Here is a 19,312-nt window from a genome sequence, read left to right as displayed (position 1 = left end):
TATTCCCTACGCTCGGCATTTTTATTTATTGTCCGCCTAAGTCTTCAGGATTCAACGGCGGCAGCGGTATTCTGGCATTAGCAGTCTTTGCGGTTGTAGCAGAGGATTGCGGATCAACAATATTCAACAACTCGAAGATTAAAATACCGGTGCCCAGGTTCGCATCGGTACTGATAAAGTAGTTATTGTTCACCATGCCCACGGTAATATTTTTACTGGGATTGCGGAACACTGCATTATCGTAGCCTTGGATTTGTCCTAAATGGCCGTACCACCATTGGCTCGGATTGGAGGTATTAAACGGCCACGTTATCTTGACCAATCCTAAACAATAGGAAGCGCCGTAATCGGGAGCTGAAGGAAGACAATCGTTAAGCACTTGGCTTTGCAATGTTTTATCTTTAAGCAAATCGCCATCGACATAAGCTTTGATCCATTTTGCCAAATCGTCCTGATTGGAAACCAGCGCCCCGGCCGCCCAAGACACTGAGGGATCAAGGTAACTGACGATTTCTTGCGCGGGAAATGCCGGAACAGTATTGCCGTTATTAGGATCAATCCACGGCGCTTGTTTCTCGTTGCCGTTATAGGAGCTTAATTTTCCGTCGTTATTATAGTCGGCATGACCGTGCATGTAATTGGATTGTATGCCGGAATCCTTCGGAAACTCAGTGCGCATCAAGCCCAATCGTTTAACCGTATAGTCATGAACCGCTTGAATAATCGGCTTACCGGTTACTTTCTCGATAATTAAACCGGCCAGGATTAAACCGGTATTCGTATATTGGTATCTGGGCGCTTTGGGATCGGGGTCATAATTTACCGGCTGACTGTTGGCTATTGCCAGTAAGTCGGAAGGCTTATAGACCTTGAGCGGATCGACGGCCAGAGCCTTTTGAATGCCGGTAAAAGTCGGATCGACGACATAGTTATACAAACCGGATCTATGCGCGATTAAATCCCGAACCGTAATTTTATTTTTATTAGGAATAACGACATCGGGAATATAAGTATCGATCGTTGCATCGAGCTTTAACAGGCCTTGATCGACCAGTTGCATAACGACGTTATCGACAAAGGTTTTGCTGAGGCTGCCTATGCGGTGCCTATCCGAGAAATTGAGCGCTTCGTCGGAATTAACGCGCTTTTTACCAATTACGCCGCGCCAGACTTTTCCGTTCATATCGACTCTAACAATGACGCCCGGCTTGCCCAATCCTCCCTTGGATACATCGACAATATGCTTTTCTAAAAAAGCTTTCAATTTGCCGGCAATGACCGGATCAAAGCCGGGGTCCATCACAATGTCGTTGGCATCGTTAAGAGAAACCATCGGCGTTGCCGTGACAAGATACAGATAGCTGCCGTCCGCCTGCCTGACGAACGTATCGAACGACAGTTTGCTGCTGTAGCGGCCGGCTTCCAAGTCAACTATCGGAAGGGTCACACTGTTGGTTTCTTTACTATACAGCGAGTCGACAGTTATTGTATCCGGAATAGCAGGAGCAGCCCAAGCTTGGTGAAAGCCGATAGATAATGCAACGGCAAGCAAAGTTTTAATTTTCATCGCGACGTTCCTTTAACTTCTTATAAAAAATGATTTACAACAAGCAGGTAGAGGGTAAAACAGGCATCAGCCGCTTTACTCGTTGACTGCTGCCGTTAACAAAACAACTAAAACAAAGAGTGAAAAAATTATACGAAACCTACGAAATCGTCAGAAAAATTAACCGCGCTTATTTCCAAAATATATAACCGGACGGCATACCCGCCTTAATTCAATTACCGAAACTTTATTTACCAAGTTATTATACCCAAAGGGCATAAGTAGGGTTTGAGCGGACAAGCCGTTCAACTCAGCTTGATAAGTAGTCAATAGAAACGGCTTTTTATAAAAAATAATCAGGGCCTGAAAAAATATCTGTTATTAATAAACGGTATTGCAGCCATTTAGCATTCGAGAACTATAAACAATAAAATCATCCTTAATAAATTTCAAAATAGTTGATTATAATTTCGGAAGCAATATATTACATTCAATCGAGATATTTGAAATTCTACCTGGCATATAAACGCAAACAAACGATAACGAATGAAGCTAATATTGATTAGCCATTTAACTCGGCCGAGATTGTCGGTTTATCTATTAATTGTTCCAGATGCTGTTTAGGTAGAATTAAGGCCACAATAGCGCAAGCAGTATGCACAATTGCCAATACCCGGAATGGACCGATAATCGGGTCAATAACAATAAACAACACCAAGACCGCTTCAACCGGTAAATTTAAAGGGGTTAGTACCATACTCAACATCGACAACAACACAATGCCTGACGCCCCGGCAGTTGCCAAACCCGCAAAAACAGAGCTGATAATAATTGTTATAAATCCGCTTACGTCTAAATCGACATTATAAAATTGAGCAACAAATAAAGCAGCCAGGGCAAAATACAGCGTGGGTCCGGTTCTGCATATCGTAAATGTTAAAGGCACCAGCAAGTCAATAGTATCCTTGTCGTAACCCAGTTTTTCATTCATCGCGGTTAAAGTCGAGGGTAAACAAGCCAAAGAATTTCCTGTTCCCAATGCCATAATAACGGTATCTTTAAGCGCGTAAAACGGTTTAAAAAATGAACCGGTGCGCTGCCACATAATCAGACTGCTCAGTATGAACTGTATAAAGAAAGCCATTAATGCTATCGGCACAAACTTTATCATTGCCATTAAAACGCTGACGCCTACCTGAGATACATCGTTCGCAATTAAACCTAATAGGCCAAGCGGCAGGAAATACATAAGCCAGTGTACCATTTTGGCAAACGCCAGATAAATCGAGTCTAAGGATGTTAATAAATAATGCGTCGAAACTTTACTGGAAGAACCTACTGCCAAACCGAATAAAATAGCAAAAAAGAGAACTTTTAAACTGCTCCCAGCGTTTAATGCAGAGAAAATATTTTCAGGTATTAAGCTATCGATAAAAACTTTAATAAAGGATTGTTTTTGTTCAGCAACGAAGGGTATATATGCGGAAATCTCAAGATCCGGGGCATTGGATTCCCTAACGATAGAACCTAAGGAAGCAAGAGCGGCCTTATCATAGCCGGCCCCCGGTTGACCTATAATACCTATGATTACGCCTAAAAAACCCGAAACAACAACGCTCATAATAAATATGATTAACATCTTGCCGATATAAGTATGGTTTTCCTTGGCCAGTACTAACCGGGCAATACTTAACGAAATAGCCGTTACTAAAATAGGTAAAATACACATCTTTAAAATATCAAGGTAAATCTTACCTATAGGGGCAACATAAACGATATACTCGTGCTTAAAAAGCCCTATATAGATACCGATAATAACTGCTATTAAAACTGTCCAGCCATTACGCAGTACATCTAATATATTTTTTTTCGATAATTGAATCATGGCTAGACTTTGTGCTTGGCTTTTATTTGGATTATTTTAATAACATTATCGTAATCATTGATTATTTTATCGGCCGATAAATTCAAGTCTAGCGACTTAAGATAAAAGTCCAGCAAGTCTTTTAAATTACGATGATCAAGCGATAAAGCTATTCCCTTAGGATCTTTTGCATCCTTTAACACCACCGATAACAGGTGTAAAGCGGTATCGGGCCTATCGCGCAATATCATTTTCACCTCAGCGTCATCGCGAAAAGCAGCCGTTATATCGCCTTGCACAACATGATCTACCACTTCATTCCAGGTAGGATATTGGACTATTTCCATGTTTTCGAAATGCTTTGCATAAGTCACGTAAGATGATTTAGCGACTACGCCTATCTTACCGGCCAAATTTTGTATAGTCTCTTCTTGGGAGCGGCCTTTCAGCTGCCTGGAAAGCTCAAGCCTGTTGATCAACAAACTTTGGTGCAGATTAACATAGGGTTCGGCAAAAAGGACGCGCTGGGCTCGGCCAAACGTTACGCTAAGTTTACAAATGGCTAAGTCCGCTTGGTGTTTTTCAACTTTCTCAACAACATCATCGAGAAATTTGGCGCTGCGGTCAAACTCTACTGAAACCCCTAATAAGTCCGCAAAACCTTTAATTAAAACGACATCAACGCCGGTTAGTTCATTATTCTTATCTATATAATAAAACGGCGGCGTATCTTGACTATACATCGCAACTATCAATTTTCCTCTTTTGATAATAGCTTGTATTTCGTTTGCGGGCTCATTTGCAACGAGCTGCTCATTAGCTAGAACTAGCGACGGACTTATAAAAAAAGTAATTAAATAAACCAGGGTTATACTAATAATTTTTTTGGCTTTATTCATTTTCGGTAATTAATCATCATGTTGCTTATATAGCAAAAAGGTTACTATCGTTCAAAACAACTTCTTAACCCAATATCAGAAATACTTGTTAACTGTTTCTAAAAAACGATTCCAGCCCCAAGCCATATTTTTTGCGTATCGTATTTACCAATTGCCGAGCCCTCAGTATCGGCATTGAAATACGCATATTTTGCCATTAGATTGTAGTGTTTAAAAAACTCTTTAGTAATCATAAAATCCCATTCATCGCCATAATGTTTTTTACTGCTATCGTCAGACCAATCGCGATAAAAACCTATTAATTTAATACCCATCAGCTCTTTTTCGACACTGGCGTAAACATCCCGATAACCATCATTAGGTGTAATAACGAATACATCCGCCCAACCGCTAAATTTATGCACTAAGCCTAAAGGCGTATCAAAAGTTTTATTTAAGCCTTTGCCTCCTAATTGTTCCATGGCCCCTTTGACTATAAAGCCATAAGCGCTAAAGCCGCCGATAATATGGTAATAATCCGCCTGGTAAGGAATACTTTGACCGTAATTGCTCTGATACGCATATTCAGTTCTATAAACAAAACCGAAAGTATCATTAAGTTTACGAGCCCCCTCAAAACTTACCCCATAAGTCTGATTCGATGCTTGATATAAAGCAGGATCCCTGAAATCCATAAAATACGAATATCCGGTTAATTTACCGAAATTATCGAAGTTATAGCTAATATTAGCTAACGGTAACTGTAAACTTTGTATGGTGGAGTCGGTATTCTGATCTTTGTTGATATAACCGAGAATAACCGAGGTATTCGGCAAGGAAGTATTATTTAATAAAAAAGCATCATAGGTACGCTCTAACTGTCGCCACGCCGACGCCCCGATAAAACGTTCATTATCTATTTGTATGGCTTGCCGGCCTAATTTGGCTTCAGTATTGGGAATACCTTTATAGCTCACCCATAATTGGTTAAGTTCATTTTGCTGAGGGTCTGCAATTTGTTCATACTGGGTTTTTCCATTCATTCGGCTGTCGTAACTGTTAACACCGATATCCTGATTACCTTGAAACTCGGCATAAGCCTGAAAGCCATTGAAAATAGGCGTTAAATAGCCCAAGCGCAATCGTAGCGTGGATGCATTGGCAACTTCTTTTTTGGGGTTAGCGCTATCGGTATTATCGTAACGATAACGCAAGTCCAATTTAATCTGTCCATATTTAGCGTCGTCTTGCCCGAATTTAAGTGCTCTTTCGATGGATTTATTAAAATCATCAGCCATAACCGTTGTCGTAGAAACTATAGCCAACACAGACACTGCCAGTTCTTTTTTTATTATAAGCATCGGACAAAATCCACTATTTTGAGTTTTTCATGAGTACATTGCTGCCAGCTATAGCCTAACAATTATCAACAAAATGCTGATGCGTATCTCCTTCCATGCAACAACTAATCGATAATCCGGCCATACTCTATTTTTATAACCTTATCGGCAGCAAAAAAATAACGGTCATCGTGGCTTACCGCAATTACGGTCTTACCTTTGGCCTTTAAGTCTTTCAATAAGACTTCATAGAAATATTGGCGGAATTCAGGATCTTGATCGGCCGCCCATTCGTCGAATATATAAATCTGCTTATCTTCAAGCACGGAAGCGATATAAGCTAAACGCTTCTTTTGGCCGGTCGATAAATCCGTATTGGTAAAGCCTTGATTTTTAAAATTGGTTTTCTTCGACAAACCCATCGTTTTTAACAGTTCCTCTACACGGCGAACATCAACGTCCTCAATGCCGTATAAGCGGTCAAATAAGTGAAAATCGGTAAATATCGTTGAATACAGCTCGCGGTAATGCGCGTAATCATCGGACTCCAAAAGCCTGTCGTTAATATAAATATCGCCTGATAAGGGGTAATAAAGCCCGGCTAATAATTTAAGTAATGTAGATTTACCGCTGCCGTTGCCGCCAACGATAAACAAAGTCTCGCCTTTGTTAATTTTAAAACTGAGCGGTCCAACCCCGAATGGCGTACCTTCGCTTTGCTGCGGATAATGAAAACTGACTTGTTCGAATTCCAGGGTTTCGAAAACAGGCGCGTCAGGGAGTTGCGGTTGCTGCGTTTTACTGGACTGATCGATTTCATGCTCCAGTTGATAAATATTCTCTACGGCTACATTAGCTCGAACGAACATCGGGAAAGCACTGACCACCATGCTTAACGGGCCAAATAGAAACAGGATAGCAATAGTAATTCCAACGACCTGATCAATCTGAGTTGCGCTCAAAACCGGCAAAACAAAAATAATCGATGCGCATAGAATATAAAACGACGTTTGCGCGAACATTAATTCAATAACAAAATTCAGCCCGGCTGCTACTTTAATTTCTTTCGCATCCTTGGCTATCGTTTCAATATGCGTAAATAATGCATCGTTCTTTTTTTTGTTAATTTTAATTTCTTTAAAACCAACCAGAATACTTTTAATACCATTAAAGAACTCAGATTCTTTATTGGCCACATTATGCAATTGAGCACTAATATGTTTTGAATTATATAAATACATTAATACCGATACACTTAATACCGAAACGGTGATAATAAATCCCGGTATCGATAGGTAGGCAATATATAACAAGCAAATACAAACTACGATCATTTGCTGGCAGGCATTAATCAGGATAATAGCGGATTCCGAAATTAAACTGGTATCTTGAGTAATACTGGCATATATTTTTGCATGGCCCGCGGTTTCAATATACGGCAACTCTGTAGCGCGCAATTTATCGGCCACTCGAATTCTGACACGGTTAATCGCATCTTCAGCCGCAACGGTGGCTTGCTTTAAAGAATATTGTTTGGTGTAAATTAATAATATTAAATCGATCAAGAACAGAAAAAAGTTACTTATTTGCAAGGCTTCGCTTTTATTAACAGTCTCCGCTGCATTATTAATAATTGTTAATAAATAACCGTTCGCTAAACCGGAAATCAGTGCGGTAAAAATGATCTGCCTTTTGGGCGCCCTGCTTTCCTTATTAAAAAAATCCAATAATTTCATAATTTATTCAAAATATTTTGTATGACTTCGGCATTATGCGCCAATTGCGGTTGCGCCAAAACTTGGAAATGATTGCCCTTGCCTTGATAATTAATAACTGTACCCAGTGTTGAAGCCGACCAATCGCGGCTGAAACTATCACTCGGCAATAATAACCCGTCCCGGTCCTCTGCATTCAGACAAAACAGGTCTGTCGTTAATGCAGACCGGTTCGGATGTTGCAGAATGAAATCCAAATAAGCTGTCATCATCGAACAGACCCGCTCTTTATACCCAGAGGGCATAAGTTTCGTTTGAGCAGACACGCTGCTCAACTCAGCTTTATACCCAGAGGGCATAAGTTCCGTTTGAGCGGACAAGCCGCTCAACTCAGTTTTGTCAAGAGTAGCCAGCAACTGCGATTCTTGCAGGGCCTGTTCAATAACGTCTTGTTTTTCCCGGCTGCTGAAAATCACGATGTCCGTGACCCTGATGCTATCGATCAAAATCAATGCCCGAACCTGCTCGCCTTGGCTTTGCAACGCCGCCGCCACGTGATACGCATAATTGCCGCCGGCCGAATAACCCAGCAGAACATACGGCCCATGCGCTTGCACCTGTTTAATCGCGGCAATGCTGTAGGCAATCCAGTCGATATCGGGAACAATATCGAAACTATAACAAGACCACGACAAATAGCCGGCCAGACCTCTGAACACCGCACCAAAACCGGTGATTGGAGGAAAACAAAACATTACCGGCGCATCGCTATGATTATTCAGCGCGACCATTACCGAATTACGCTCATCAGCCAAAGCCTCGGTTAGCGATGAAATGCTGGAATGACTCCAAAAATCGCTGAGCAGAATATCTTTGCCGAACAGTTTACTCAACTGCGACAATAATTGGATTGCAGTAATACTGTTTCCGCCCAGGCTGAAAAAATCGTCATCGATACCGATCGGCCGGTACTGAAGCACCTGTTGCCAAATCTCTACAGACTGCTGCTCCAGTTCATTCCGGGCTGCACGATATTGGCGTTGCGGTACGGCTAATTCTCCTAGCATCTTGACCAGCGCTTTACGGTCGACTTTACCATTACTGTTTAACGGTACGTATTCGGTAACGATAAAGCGGCTGGGGATCATAAATTCAGGCAGCCATTGCGCCAGATGTTTACGCAGTTCGGCAGTCAATCCCTCGAAACTGCCCCCTGGCGAGACCGGTACGATAAACCCGTTCAAAACACCCTGTTCGGCACTACCGCTATTAACGACAACGGCTCGAACAACGGCCGGGTGTTCCAGGATTTGGCGCTCAATTTCACCTAATTCGATACGGTAGCCGCGAATCTTAACTTGATCGTCATTACGTCCTAAAAACTCGATTTCACCGTTTTCCAGCCAACGTCCTAAATCGCCGGTCGCATACATGCGTTGGCCGGTTTTGAACGGATCGCTGGTAAACACTTTATCGGTTCGTTCCTCGTCTTGCCAATAACCGCGGCTGACGCCGGCCCCGGCAATAACGATTTCGCCAATCACGCCGATAGGTTGTAATTTACGTTCGGGCGACATGATATAAACGCTTTCGCCGGCCAGCGCCGTACCGATAGATATTGAGCCCTCGCCTAACGGCTGGCAAGTTGACCAGATAGTCGCTTCGGTTGGACCGTACACGTTAATTATCAGGGTCGACTGCAATTGTTTGAGCTGTTTCGCCAAACTTTCCGGCAAAGCTTCTCCGCCCACCAGGATAACTTTTAATGCGGAAAGCGCCTCAATCCCGCCGGCGCCGATCAACCATTGCAAACGCGAAGGCGTGGACTGCAATAGCGTAATAGCATGGTCCTTGATTAAGCGAACGACTTGTTCGGGATTTTGACTCTGTTGATCGTCGGCTATCACAATCCTTATACCGACTGCCAGCGAACAAAGCAATTCCAGTACCGAAATATCGAAACTGATCGTCGTCAACGCCAGCAGTTTATCCTGCCCGGTAAAACCGAATCGTTGCCGCAAGTTAATGCAAAAAGCAGCGAGATTGGCGTGCTCTACCATCACGCCCTTGGGCTGACCGCTGGATCCGGAGGTGTAAATCAAGTATGCCAATTGTGTCGGCGATATGTTAATGCCTGGATTGGAATCGTTAGCGCACTGGCTGACAGCCTGTTCAACCGTTACCGACGGCACACCCCAGCCAACACCGGAACCGGCCGTGACGAACAGCTTGGCTTGGCTATGCTCCAAAATGTAATCAATCCGTGCTTTCGGGTAAGCATTATCCAAGGGCACGTAGGCGGCCCCGGTTTTTAATATACCCAGCAACGCAACAGTTAAATCGCTATTGCGGGGCAGTAATACGGCCACTCTATCGTCAGCTTCAAGCTGGAAATTTTGCAGTAAATAATTTGCGAAACGATTCGACCTGGCGTCGAGCTCACGAAATGTCAGCTGGTTATTGCCGCTGCTGACCGCTGGATCGTCCGGAAAACAGTTTCGCTGCCGGGCAAATAAATCAAGCAGCAAGCGGCTGTCTTCCCCGGCAACAACCTTACTGAAACGATTTAAAATTTCTGCTTGCTGCGATTCCGGCAAAATCGCAAGTTCGGCCACGCTAGCTTGCGGCTGCTTGGCAATTTGCAACAGCAAATACTCCAGTTGCTTCGCGACGCGTTCGATCTTTATGTCGCTATAGACCGAGCGGTCATAGGTCAACGTTAATTCGATCGACTCATCGGGAGTTACCGACAACGCGAAAGGGTAATGCGAATGTTCGAACATATCGGTTTGCCGAATCGCAAAACCGTTGTTCTGCATGCCGGAATCTTCGGCATGCACTTGCGGAATGTTCTCAAACACCAACACGTGATTCAGCAAATTTTGCTTGAGCTCGCAGAGGCTTTGAATGTCGGCCAGAGAGTAATAATGATAGGATTCGGCCGATAATGCCTGCTTCTGAACATGCTGCAACAGTGCGGATAGACTGAGCCGGTCGTCAATACGGACACGCAAAGGCACGGTATTGATAAATAAACCGACTGTGTTTTCGACATTGACAACCGCCGCCGGGCGTCCGGACACGGTAACGCCGAATATGATATCCTTGCGGCTGTTATGTGCGCTCAACAGTAGAGCCCAAGCCGCTTGAACGGCGGTGTTTAACGTAACCTGCGCCGTTCTCGCAGCGCCCCTGAGCCTGTCGGAATCCTCTGTTGATAAACTCAGCTTTTGTATCGCGTAGCAATAATCGCCTGTCTGTTGCTGTTGTCCGTATAAACCGACTGCAACGTCATAACCTTGCAGATAGTTTTGCCAAAAATCGTGGGCGGCATCTTTATCTTGAGCGCCTAACCATTGAATATAGCGGCTGTAAGGCGGGGCCGGAGCCAAGCGTAGCGGCTTATTGTATAGAAGGCTTTGATAACAGTGCATCAATTCCCGGTAAATGATGCCGAAACACCATGCATCCAGAATAATATGATGAAAACTCCAAATCATCGCATAGCGGTCGGCAGCTGTTTTAAACAGCTGAATCCGCGACAAACGCTCTTTCGTTAAAACAAAGCCCCTGGCTCTGTCCTGTTGCCGGTATTGTTCGATGCGCTCGGCTTGTTGATCCGGTGCCAGGTTGGCTAAGTCGATGCAGTTGAAGTCCATGTCCCGGTGCTTTAACACCATTTGCAACAGCTTGGCGGTTTTTTTGTAGACAAAAACGGTACGCAACGCGTCATGTCGGTTATGCAGCAACTGCCAGCTTTGTTTGAATAGACCAATATCCAAGTCGCCCCGGATGTCGTAGCTTATTTGCTCGAAATAGGCATCACCGCCCGGCTGGTACAAGGCATGAAACAACATGCCTTGCTGCATTGGCGACAACGGATAAATATCTTGTAAGTTTGCTTTATTTAAGTCCGTCATTCGTCAAACAGCAGATCCAGTTCATCAATACTGATTTCTCGGTAAGTCAAATCCGACGGCGTTAATTCGCTGCCGTCTTGCTCCATGCAGAAAGCGATCAATAAAGTTATGTTTTGCCTATACAAATCGCCTAGTTGCCGGATGCTTTCGTCCTGATAACGCAATGTGTTGTAAGCAATATGAAATTGCAGCGCTTTGTTCTCGACCAAGCTTAAAATGTCCAGATCGTGAGCCAGCGGCATTTTGGCGCTGACAGCGCGGCCTAAACCTTGCCAATCGATACTGAACAACTCATTCCTGTCAGCCCCATCCATTTGGCCCAGATAGTTAAAACCGATTTCCGGCGTCAACGCCAACTCGGGCCGGCCCTGCAAATAACGCAATACGCCGTAACCCAAACCTTTATTCGGTATAAGACGTAGCGATTCCTTGGTCTCTTTCAGTAAATCGGCCAGGTTTTGTTGCGGGTCGTATTGCAGCAATTTCGGATAAGCGACGGTAAACCAGCCCACGGTGCGTTGCGTATCCAAACCTTCCAGCTGATCCCGGCCATGGCCTTCCATTTCGATTACTGTTTGCCGGCGCCCTTGCCATTGATACAGAGTCATTGACAAAGCCGCCAATAACACGTCGTCGATGCGAGTGTTGAACGCCTGGTGAGTATCGGTCAGCAGCAGATGCGTATCGGCTTCATTCAAAGCGAAAGCATATTCACCGGCATCGGCTATCGTCGCAGCACTCGCTTGCGGTTCCGGCTCGACTATCGAAGCCAAAGTTTGCCAATAAACCAGCTGTTGACTTAATTCGCCGCTTTCGGCAAACAGCTGCAAGCGTTCGGCATGGCTTTTAAACGAGTCGGTTTTTAACGGCAATGTTATCGTTTGAGCGTCAAGCACTTGCCGATAAGCGCTACTGAAATCTTCCAACAAAATACGCCACGATACGCCGTCGATAACCAGATGATGACAAAACAGCAGTAAACAATCCTGTTCCGGCAAACGGTACAACACAGCGTTGAATAACGGTCCCGCGCTTAAATCGATAGCGGCCTGCGCCGCATCGGCATGTTGCTGCATGGCTTGAGCCGGCTCTGCTTGTTCGCGTAAATCGACTTCCTGCAAATTGACGATTCCTTCCGCTCCGTTGATTTGCTGAGCGATGTCGACACCGATTTTAAATTGAATGCGTAAGGCGTCGTGATGACGATACAGATGTTCCAACACGGTTTGCAGATCGGCTTTTTGCGCCCGGCCGTTAAGTTTTAGCAAAACGGCTTGATTGAAATGCTGGGGTTCCGGCGTATTTTGCGCAAAGAACCAATGCTGGATCGGCGTTAACGGAATCACGCCGATTACCGGACTTTGATCGACGGCTTTAACAACCTCTGTCACCTGCGTTGCCAATTCGTAAATGGTCGGGTATTGGAAAATATCGCGCACGTCCAGCTTCAGGTTATGTTCCCGCAACCGCGCGACAATTTGTATTGCGCGGATCGAGTCGCCGCCGCGATGAAAATAATGATCGTGAATGCCGATCGGTCTTTGGTCCAAAACGTCTTGCCATACCTCGACCAAATGCCGTTCGGCACCGGTTGTCGGTGCCGCATAATGATCGCCCTGTACGCTGCTGTTTACCGTAAAAGGAACCGGCAACGCTTTTAAATCGACTTTTCCGGAGCTATTCAAAGGCAGGTTTTCCAGCTCGGTAAAATGCGCCGGAATCATATATGCCGGCAACGATTCGGCCAAGAATGCACGTAGCTTTGCCACCTGAAGCGCAGGCCTGACCGGAATTTCACCTTTGCCTGGGAACAAGCGGCGATAAAATTCGCCGGACTGGAACTGCGGCTGATTATGATATGCCGCGTAAGAAACGGGGATTTCCTGTCCGTCGGCTTTATATAACGTACCGTCGATAAAATAATCGGGATTCAGGCCGTTCGCGCACAATTTGCGTTGCAACGACGCTTTAAACACATCGCCTTTCCGGACCGCGATCCCTGCAATCGAAACCGGCAAATACACCGGAATCCAACTGTCCTGGCTGTATAAAATATCGATCACTTCATCGGCATCGGGATACAACGTCAGCCAGACCAGAAAACCGGTAAACAAGCTGTCCTTATCGAAGTTCAGGACAATATCGTGTTCGCTTTCGAGCGGAATATCGCGGGTATAATCCAGGTCTTCAAAAACATCGGCATTGGAGATCAAAGCGCTGTCCGGCAGTCCTTTCAGGCATAGCCGCAGATCGAACGGATAACCGGTCTGGCTGAAAATACGTTCGACGTAATGCGCGGCAATCGCCGAAAAATGGAAATCGAAATCGCTTTCGGATAATTGAATCGCGCCAATTTTGGTCAAGCTGCGCGTCGGCAGCATGTTTTGCGGATTGCGTAAAAATCGCCGCGCCGAATTGATGATTTTCGCGGCTCCTTCGGAACCGCCGATGCCGCCGACGATTTCGGAAATACAATAGTCGACCTGCTCCGGCAATTCCACCGTCATCGCATTACCGTGCAACAGCTGGATTTTATCTTCCAAACCTAAACGTTTTAAGGTTTGCTGCGCCTTGCGGTAGGTTTCTTCGAGCAATTCAATCGCGTAGATTTTCTCGGCTCCGGCTTCAAGGCATAAACGGCTCAGAATCGCCTCGGGACCTGGACCGATTTCGACAACGGTCTTGCCTTGCAATACCTTGGCAAACGCAGCGCGATAACGCGCGTTGCGGGCATGGTCGGTCGCCATGCTGCGGTAAACAATGTCGTCGTAAACGTAAAATTCGGCAATCGACGGCCACAGTTCGACTTTTCCTGCACGGGTGTAATAAGCGCATAACGCATTTTGCTCGCGGCCGTCTTTTTGCACCGTAACGACGGCTTGCTCGACTTCCGGGAATTGCCGCAACGCGTAAGCCACTTCAGCCGTCTCAATCCGGTAACCGGATACTTTGACTTGCCGGTCTTTACGGCCTATATATTCAAGCTGTCCCGCTTCGTTCCAACAACCTAAATCGCCGGTTTTATAAAGCGTCGCCGGGCAAAGCTGAGGCAGCGACACAAAACTCGCCGCGGTTAATTCCGGCGCATTGACATAATCTTTCGCCACGCCAATGCCGCCGATATAGATTTCACCGGCGACACCGACAGGCTGCGGGTTATGTGCGTCGTCCAGCACATAAATCGCCAAGTTGGGCAGCGCGGCTCCGACAGGAATACGTTGCCGGTAATCGTTTTGCGCGTCGACACGGTAAAACGAAGCGCATACCGAAGTTTCCGTCGGCCCGTAAGCATTGAAATAAGCGCAGCGACGGGCATAATGCAGCGCGTCGTCGATATGAGGCGCTTCGCCGGCAGTAATTAAGGTTTTTAACGTCGGCATCGCTTGCCGTTGCAAGGCTCGCAAATAAACAGGCGGCAAGGTCAGGTGAGAAACCCGGTAACGCGCCAGATAATCGATAAAGCCGGCGGTATCGTTAATCGTCGCTTGGTCGATAGTCAGCAAGGCAGCACCGCTAAATAACGCCATGAAAACTTCGGATAACGAGGCATCGAACGCAATCGATGCAAACTGCAATACGCGGTCGCCGGCCGACACCGAAAATCCGTCAATTTGCGCCAAAGCCATATTCACAAAACCGTCGTGCTTAACCCTGACGCCTTTCGGCCGGCCGGTCGACCCGGACGTGTACAAAATGTAAGCAATATCGTCAGTCCGGGTTTGACGTTGCGGATTGGTTACATCCAGCCCGGAATCGTTTTCACCGGCCCACGCCAAACAGGGATAAGCGGACGCCAGTACAGCAGGAACGGCTGTTTGACATCTATGCAGCAATGTACGACAGCCGCTTTGCTCCAACATATAAAGCACTCGCTGTAGCGGCAAGCCTGCATCGATCGGTAAATAGACGACGCCGGCTTTTGCGCAAGCCAGCAATAGCAATGGGTCGACCCGTTCGCTGTAAACGGCGGCAACAGAACCTTCAGGCACCAAAGCTTGCAGGCGTTTAGCGCATTGGTTGGCTTGGCTATTTAACTGTTTGTAAGTCAACGTATATTCCGGCGTAACCAGCGCATCGTTATCCGGCGTTGATGCCGCTTGCCGTTCGAAAACATCGGCAATCGTCATGTTGCCGGCAGTATCCGTACCGATAGGGTTAAAGCTTGCCAACTGTTGCAGTTCTAAAGCTGTCAGCATCGGTAATTTTGCAACGGCGCACTCAGGCTGGCGCAAGATGCTGTCGAATAATTGCAGGATATGGCCGCCTAAACGCTGCATCCGTGTTTCGGCAAATAAATCGGGATTGAAATTAAGATCCAACTCCAGGCCGTCTGCCGCTTCGCTAAAATGAAACAGCAGATCGTAACGGCTGATGTCCCAATGATTCTCTTTGACGAAAGGTTCGATATTCAGGCCGTCGATAGCCGTTATGCCGGTCTCGTTATTCTGCAACGCCAGCATCGCATCAAAAACCGGCGAACGGCTCATGTCGCGTTGGATCGTTAAATCGTTGACCAGCATATCGAACGGATAAAGCTGATGATCGAATGCAGCAATCGCGGTCGCGTTGATTTGATCGACTAACGCGGCAAAAGACTGTCCGGGATCTATGCTGTCTCGCAACGCCAGCGTATTCACATAAAAACCCAATTGGTTTTCCAGGTCGCTATGTCCCCGTCCGGCCACCGGCGTGCCTAAAATCAAATCCTGCTGAGCGGTGTAGCGGTACAATAAAATCTTCACAACCGCGCATAAGCCCATGAACAGGCTGGCTTGACGCGCATTCAACAACGCCTTGAATTGTTGCAACGCAAAATCCGGCAGTTTGAAATGCAATGTCGCGCCGTTAAAGGTTTGCACCGCGGGCCTTAGATAATCGGCCGGCATGTTCAATACCGGCAACTCGCCGGATAATTGCTTAAGCCAATATTGCCGATGTTTTAGCGCTTCGGGAGATTCGAGGTATTGATTTTGCCAAGCGGCATAATCTTTATATTGAATGCTCAACGGTGTTAACGATGGCGTTTGGTCATTACGCAAAGCCTGATAAACGGACATCCATTCCCGGGTTAACACGCCCAACGACCAACCGTCGCTAATGATGTGGTGAATATTGAACAACAATACATGGCGTTGCGGCGCCAGTTTCAGCAGGCGTGTACGGAACAGCGGCGCACGCTGAAAATCAAATGCTTGCCGTAAATCCTTATCGACATGCATTAACGCTTCCGCATCGGGATCGGTTAATGTACTCAAGTCGATTAAAGGCAATTCGGCGCGGATAGCTTCTATTATTTGCCGCGGTTCGCCGTTTCGTTCTATAAAACGGGTCCGCAATGATTCATGCCGGTCTACCAGCACTTGCAAGGCGTCGCTTAAAGCTTGGACATTCAAGTCGCCGTTGATCAGCAAAGCTTCCGGGAGATTGTAAGCAACCGAATCGATATGCATTCGATCCATCAGCCATAAGCGTTTTTGCGAGTGCGATACGGCATAGTCGAGCGCTTGCCGCACCGGCAGTATCTGATGTTTTTCGGCTGTTTTAGCCGCCGCAATCAAGCGCGCCAGCTGGCGAATAGTCGGCTGGGCGAAAAAGTCTTTTAAACTGATGTCGACATTGAACACCTTATATATACCGGAAACCATGCGCATGGCTTTTAGCGAATCGCCGCCGATGTCCATAAAGGCATGTGTGACACCGATTTTGTTCAATCCGAGCAATTGCTGCCACTGTTTGACCAGTTCAACTTCTATATCGTTTTCCGGCGCTTGGTAATGCTCTGCGTACAATAATTCATCCGGCTTCGGCAGCGCTTTCCTGTCGACTTTGCCGTGTAAATTCAACGGCATTTCCGTTAACGGCACAAAAAAAGTCGGCAGCATTGCGGACGGCAGCCATTGGCGCAAATGTTCGCGTAATGCATCATTGCTCAATGAAGTATGCGCAATAAAATAGCAGACCAGCACCTTGTCCCGCCTATCGACTGCATGAGCAATCACAACAGCCTGGTCAATCGCATCATGCGTTAAAACCGCCTGTTCGATTTCAGCCAATTCGATACGAACGCCGTTAATTTTGACTTGATTATCCTGACGGCCTAAGAACTCGACGCTGTGATCAGGCAAATAGCGGCCGGAATCGCCCGTTTTGTAAACAATATCCTCGCTCTCTTGATGTAACGGATTTTGTACAAAAACCGCCGCGGTTAATTCAGGGTCGCCGTAATAGCCTTTACTGCGAAACGGCGTTTTAATATAAATTTCACCGATTTCCCCGATAGAGCACAAGCGGCCGCTCTTTATGATCAGTAATGCGCTGTTGGATATGGCTTGACCGATCGGGATCATTGCCTGCGGCTGGGCGGGTGGATTCTTAATCGGATAATAAGCTTTCGCTAAAGTTGTCTCGGACGGGCCATAAATGTTGACCAACTCAATCCGTTCGCCGAACAACTCTCGCCAGGCGATCACGTCTTTAGCGTAAAGCGGCTCGCCGGCAAGCAATATGCGTTGCAAACCAGGCAATGCGTTAGAACTATTGTGTTCTTGAAACTCTCTGGTCAGCATCCTGAAAAGCGACGGTACGCAATGCATTAAAGTCACTTTATTATCCGTCAACCAAGTAGGCAAGTAAGCCGTTTTTTTGCGCAACTCCGCATCGGGAATAACTAACGTGCCGCCTGACAGTAACGGTACGAAAATATCGCGTAAACTCACATCGAAAGTAGGCGGCGCCAACCAGGCTACCCGCGTCGTTTCAGTTAGCCCGAACGTTTTCATCTCCCAGTGGATAAAATGGCTTAAGCCTTTGTGTTGTCCTTCAATCGCTTTGGGAAAACCGGTTGATCCTGAAGTAAACACAATATAGGCGCTGTCGTTGCCGTCAACGACTACCTCGGGTTCTAAAGCGGTTTCATGCAGTGATGTCGCCAGCATCGTTACCGCTACGGGGTAACCGGATACTATTTCCACAAACTCGGGCTTATTAGTGATAACCCGCTTCGGCGCCGTTTTATCAATAATAAACTCCAGTCTTTTCTTCGGCGTATCCGGGTCCAAAGCCATGAAAATACCGCCAGCTTTTAATACTGCCAGCATCGCAATGACGTAATCGATACTTGCTTCAATTAACAAGCCTACGACATCGCCATTTTTTACACCATGCTGAAGAAGTTGCGCAGCCGCCTGATTGGCACATTGATTCAAGTGTTCAAAGGAAATATTCCGATTCGGTTCGCTGATGGCAGTATTATGCGGAAAAGCTCGGCTTACACCCAAAAAAACGCTTTGAACCAGTTTTTTATCCACTTTTACACTCCAATGTATTTAATTACACACAATTACTACGTATTATTACGTAGTAATTGTGATTAAAATAGTATGTTTTGTCACTTGTAATTATCAAAATAACTTAAAGCAAGAATCAGCAAGACTATTGAAAGTCTGCTGAAGCACTGCCTAAAGCTTTGAATCTGTGGCAAAGTGTAGTAGTATATTTTTTTAGTGGTTCGGCACTGAATTTTAACTCATTTTGGAGGCACTAATGTCTGAAAATACGCCCGCAGTAAACGATAAAACTGAAGAAGCACAAGGTATTGTGCAAACAAGTATGTATTGCGCCCTAGCAGCAGGAATTGTCCCCATTCCGGTGTTTGATTTCGTAGCCGTTACCGGAATCCAACTCGAGATGCTAAGACGCTTGAGTAACCTTTATGGTGTAGAGTTCATGCAAAATAAAGGTAAAAACATTTTAGGCGCTTTAACTGGCGGCGGATTTTCTTCTTCATTATCCCCCGTGCTTGCAAGTACAATTAAAGTGATTCCAATTGTCGGTTCTGCATTAGGCGCAGTCAGCATGCCGGTTATTTCGGGCGCGACAACTTATGCAATCGGCAAAGTGTTTATTCAACATTTTGAATCAGGCGGCACGTTCTTAACATTTGACCCCAAAGCGGTCAGAGATTTTTATGCCGAGCAATTGAAAGAAGGCAGCGCTATTGCAGCAAAAACAAAACCAACAGCGTAATTGTATTTTTCTGCCCTGCATAAG

The 19,312-nt window shown here is 45.9% G+C and carries 8 protein-coding genes; 1 reads left to right on the top strand and 7 read right to left on the bottom strand.

Annotated elements, in window-relative coordinates; genetic code table 11:
* Positions 1-25 precede the first annotated feature (25 nt).
* From EKO24_RS19245 to EKO24_RS19215, 7 genes are all read right to left on the bottom strand, one after another.
* The gene (locus tag EKO24_RS19245; RefSeq protein ID WP_127028415.1) at positions 26-1,567 is read right to left on the bottom strand and encodes a serine hydrolase domain-containing protein; all 1,542 of its coding nucleotides are present in this window, start codon (positions 1,565-1,567) and stop codon (positions 26-28) included.
* Between the two features lie 541 nt (positions 1,568-2,108).
* Complete coding sequence (locus tag EKO24_RS19240; protein ID WP_127028416.1) at positions 2,109-3,431, bottom strand: dicarboxylate/amino acid:cation symporter; 1,323 nt, start codon at positions 3,429-3,431, stop codon at positions 2,109-2,111.
* Between the two features lie 2 nt (positions 3,432-3,433).
* A complete protein-coding gene (locus tag EKO24_RS19235; protein ID WP_127028417.1) occupies positions 3,434-4,309 on the bottom strand; it encodes a substrate-binding periplasmic protein in 876 nt (291 codons plus the stop codon).
* Between the two features lie 98 nt (positions 4,310-4,407).
* Positions 4,408-5,649 carry an alginate export family protein gene (locus tag EKO24_RS19230; RefSeq protein WP_127028418.1) on the bottom strand — a complete coding sequence of 414 codons (1,242 nt, stop codon included), beginning with the start codon at positions 5,647-5,649 and terminating at the stop codon, positions 4,408-4,410.
* 104 nt (positions 5,650-5,753) lie between these two features.
* Complete coding sequence (locus EKO24_RS19225) at positions 5,754-7,364, bottom strand: cyclic peptide export ABC transporter (protein WP_127028419.1); 1,611 nt, start codon at positions 7,362-7,364, stop codon at positions 5,754-5,756.
* The gene (locus tag EKO24_RS19220) at positions 7,361-11,263 is read right to left on the bottom strand and encodes a non-ribosomal peptide synthetase (RefSeq protein WP_127028420.1); all 3,903 of its coding nucleotides are present in this window, start codon (positions 11,261-11,263) and stop codon (positions 7,361-7,363) included. Before EKO24_RS19220 ends, EKO24_RS19225 begins: the two co-directional genes overlap by 4 nt.
* Complete coding sequence (locus tag EKO24_RS19215; protein WP_161990627.1) at positions 11,260-18,570, bottom strand: non-ribosomal peptide synthetase; 7,311 nt, start codon at positions 18,568-18,570, stop codon at positions 11,260-11,262. Before EKO24_RS19215 ends, EKO24_RS19220 begins: the two co-directional genes overlap by 4 nt.
* Positions 18,571-18,805: 235 nt before the next feature.
* Here EKO24_RS19215 and EKO24_RS19210 point away from each other — a divergent pair, with 235 nt between their 5' ends.
* The gene (locus EKO24_RS19210; RefSeq protein ID WP_127028423.1) at positions 18,806-19,288 is read left to right on the top strand and encodes a YcjF family protein; all 483 of its coding nucleotides are present in this window, start codon (positions 18,806-18,808) and stop codon (positions 19,286-19,288) included.
* The last annotated feature ends 24 nt before the right edge of the window (positions 19,289-19,312 follow it).

The sequence above is a fragment of the Candidatus Methylobacter oryzae genome, assembly GCF_003994235.2.
Taxonomy (GTDB): Bacteria; Pseudomonadota; Gammaproteobacteria; order Methylococcales; family Methylomonadaceae; genus Methylobacter_A; species Methylobacter_A oryzae.
This window is presented reverse-complemented; position numbering and strand designations above follow the sequence as displayed.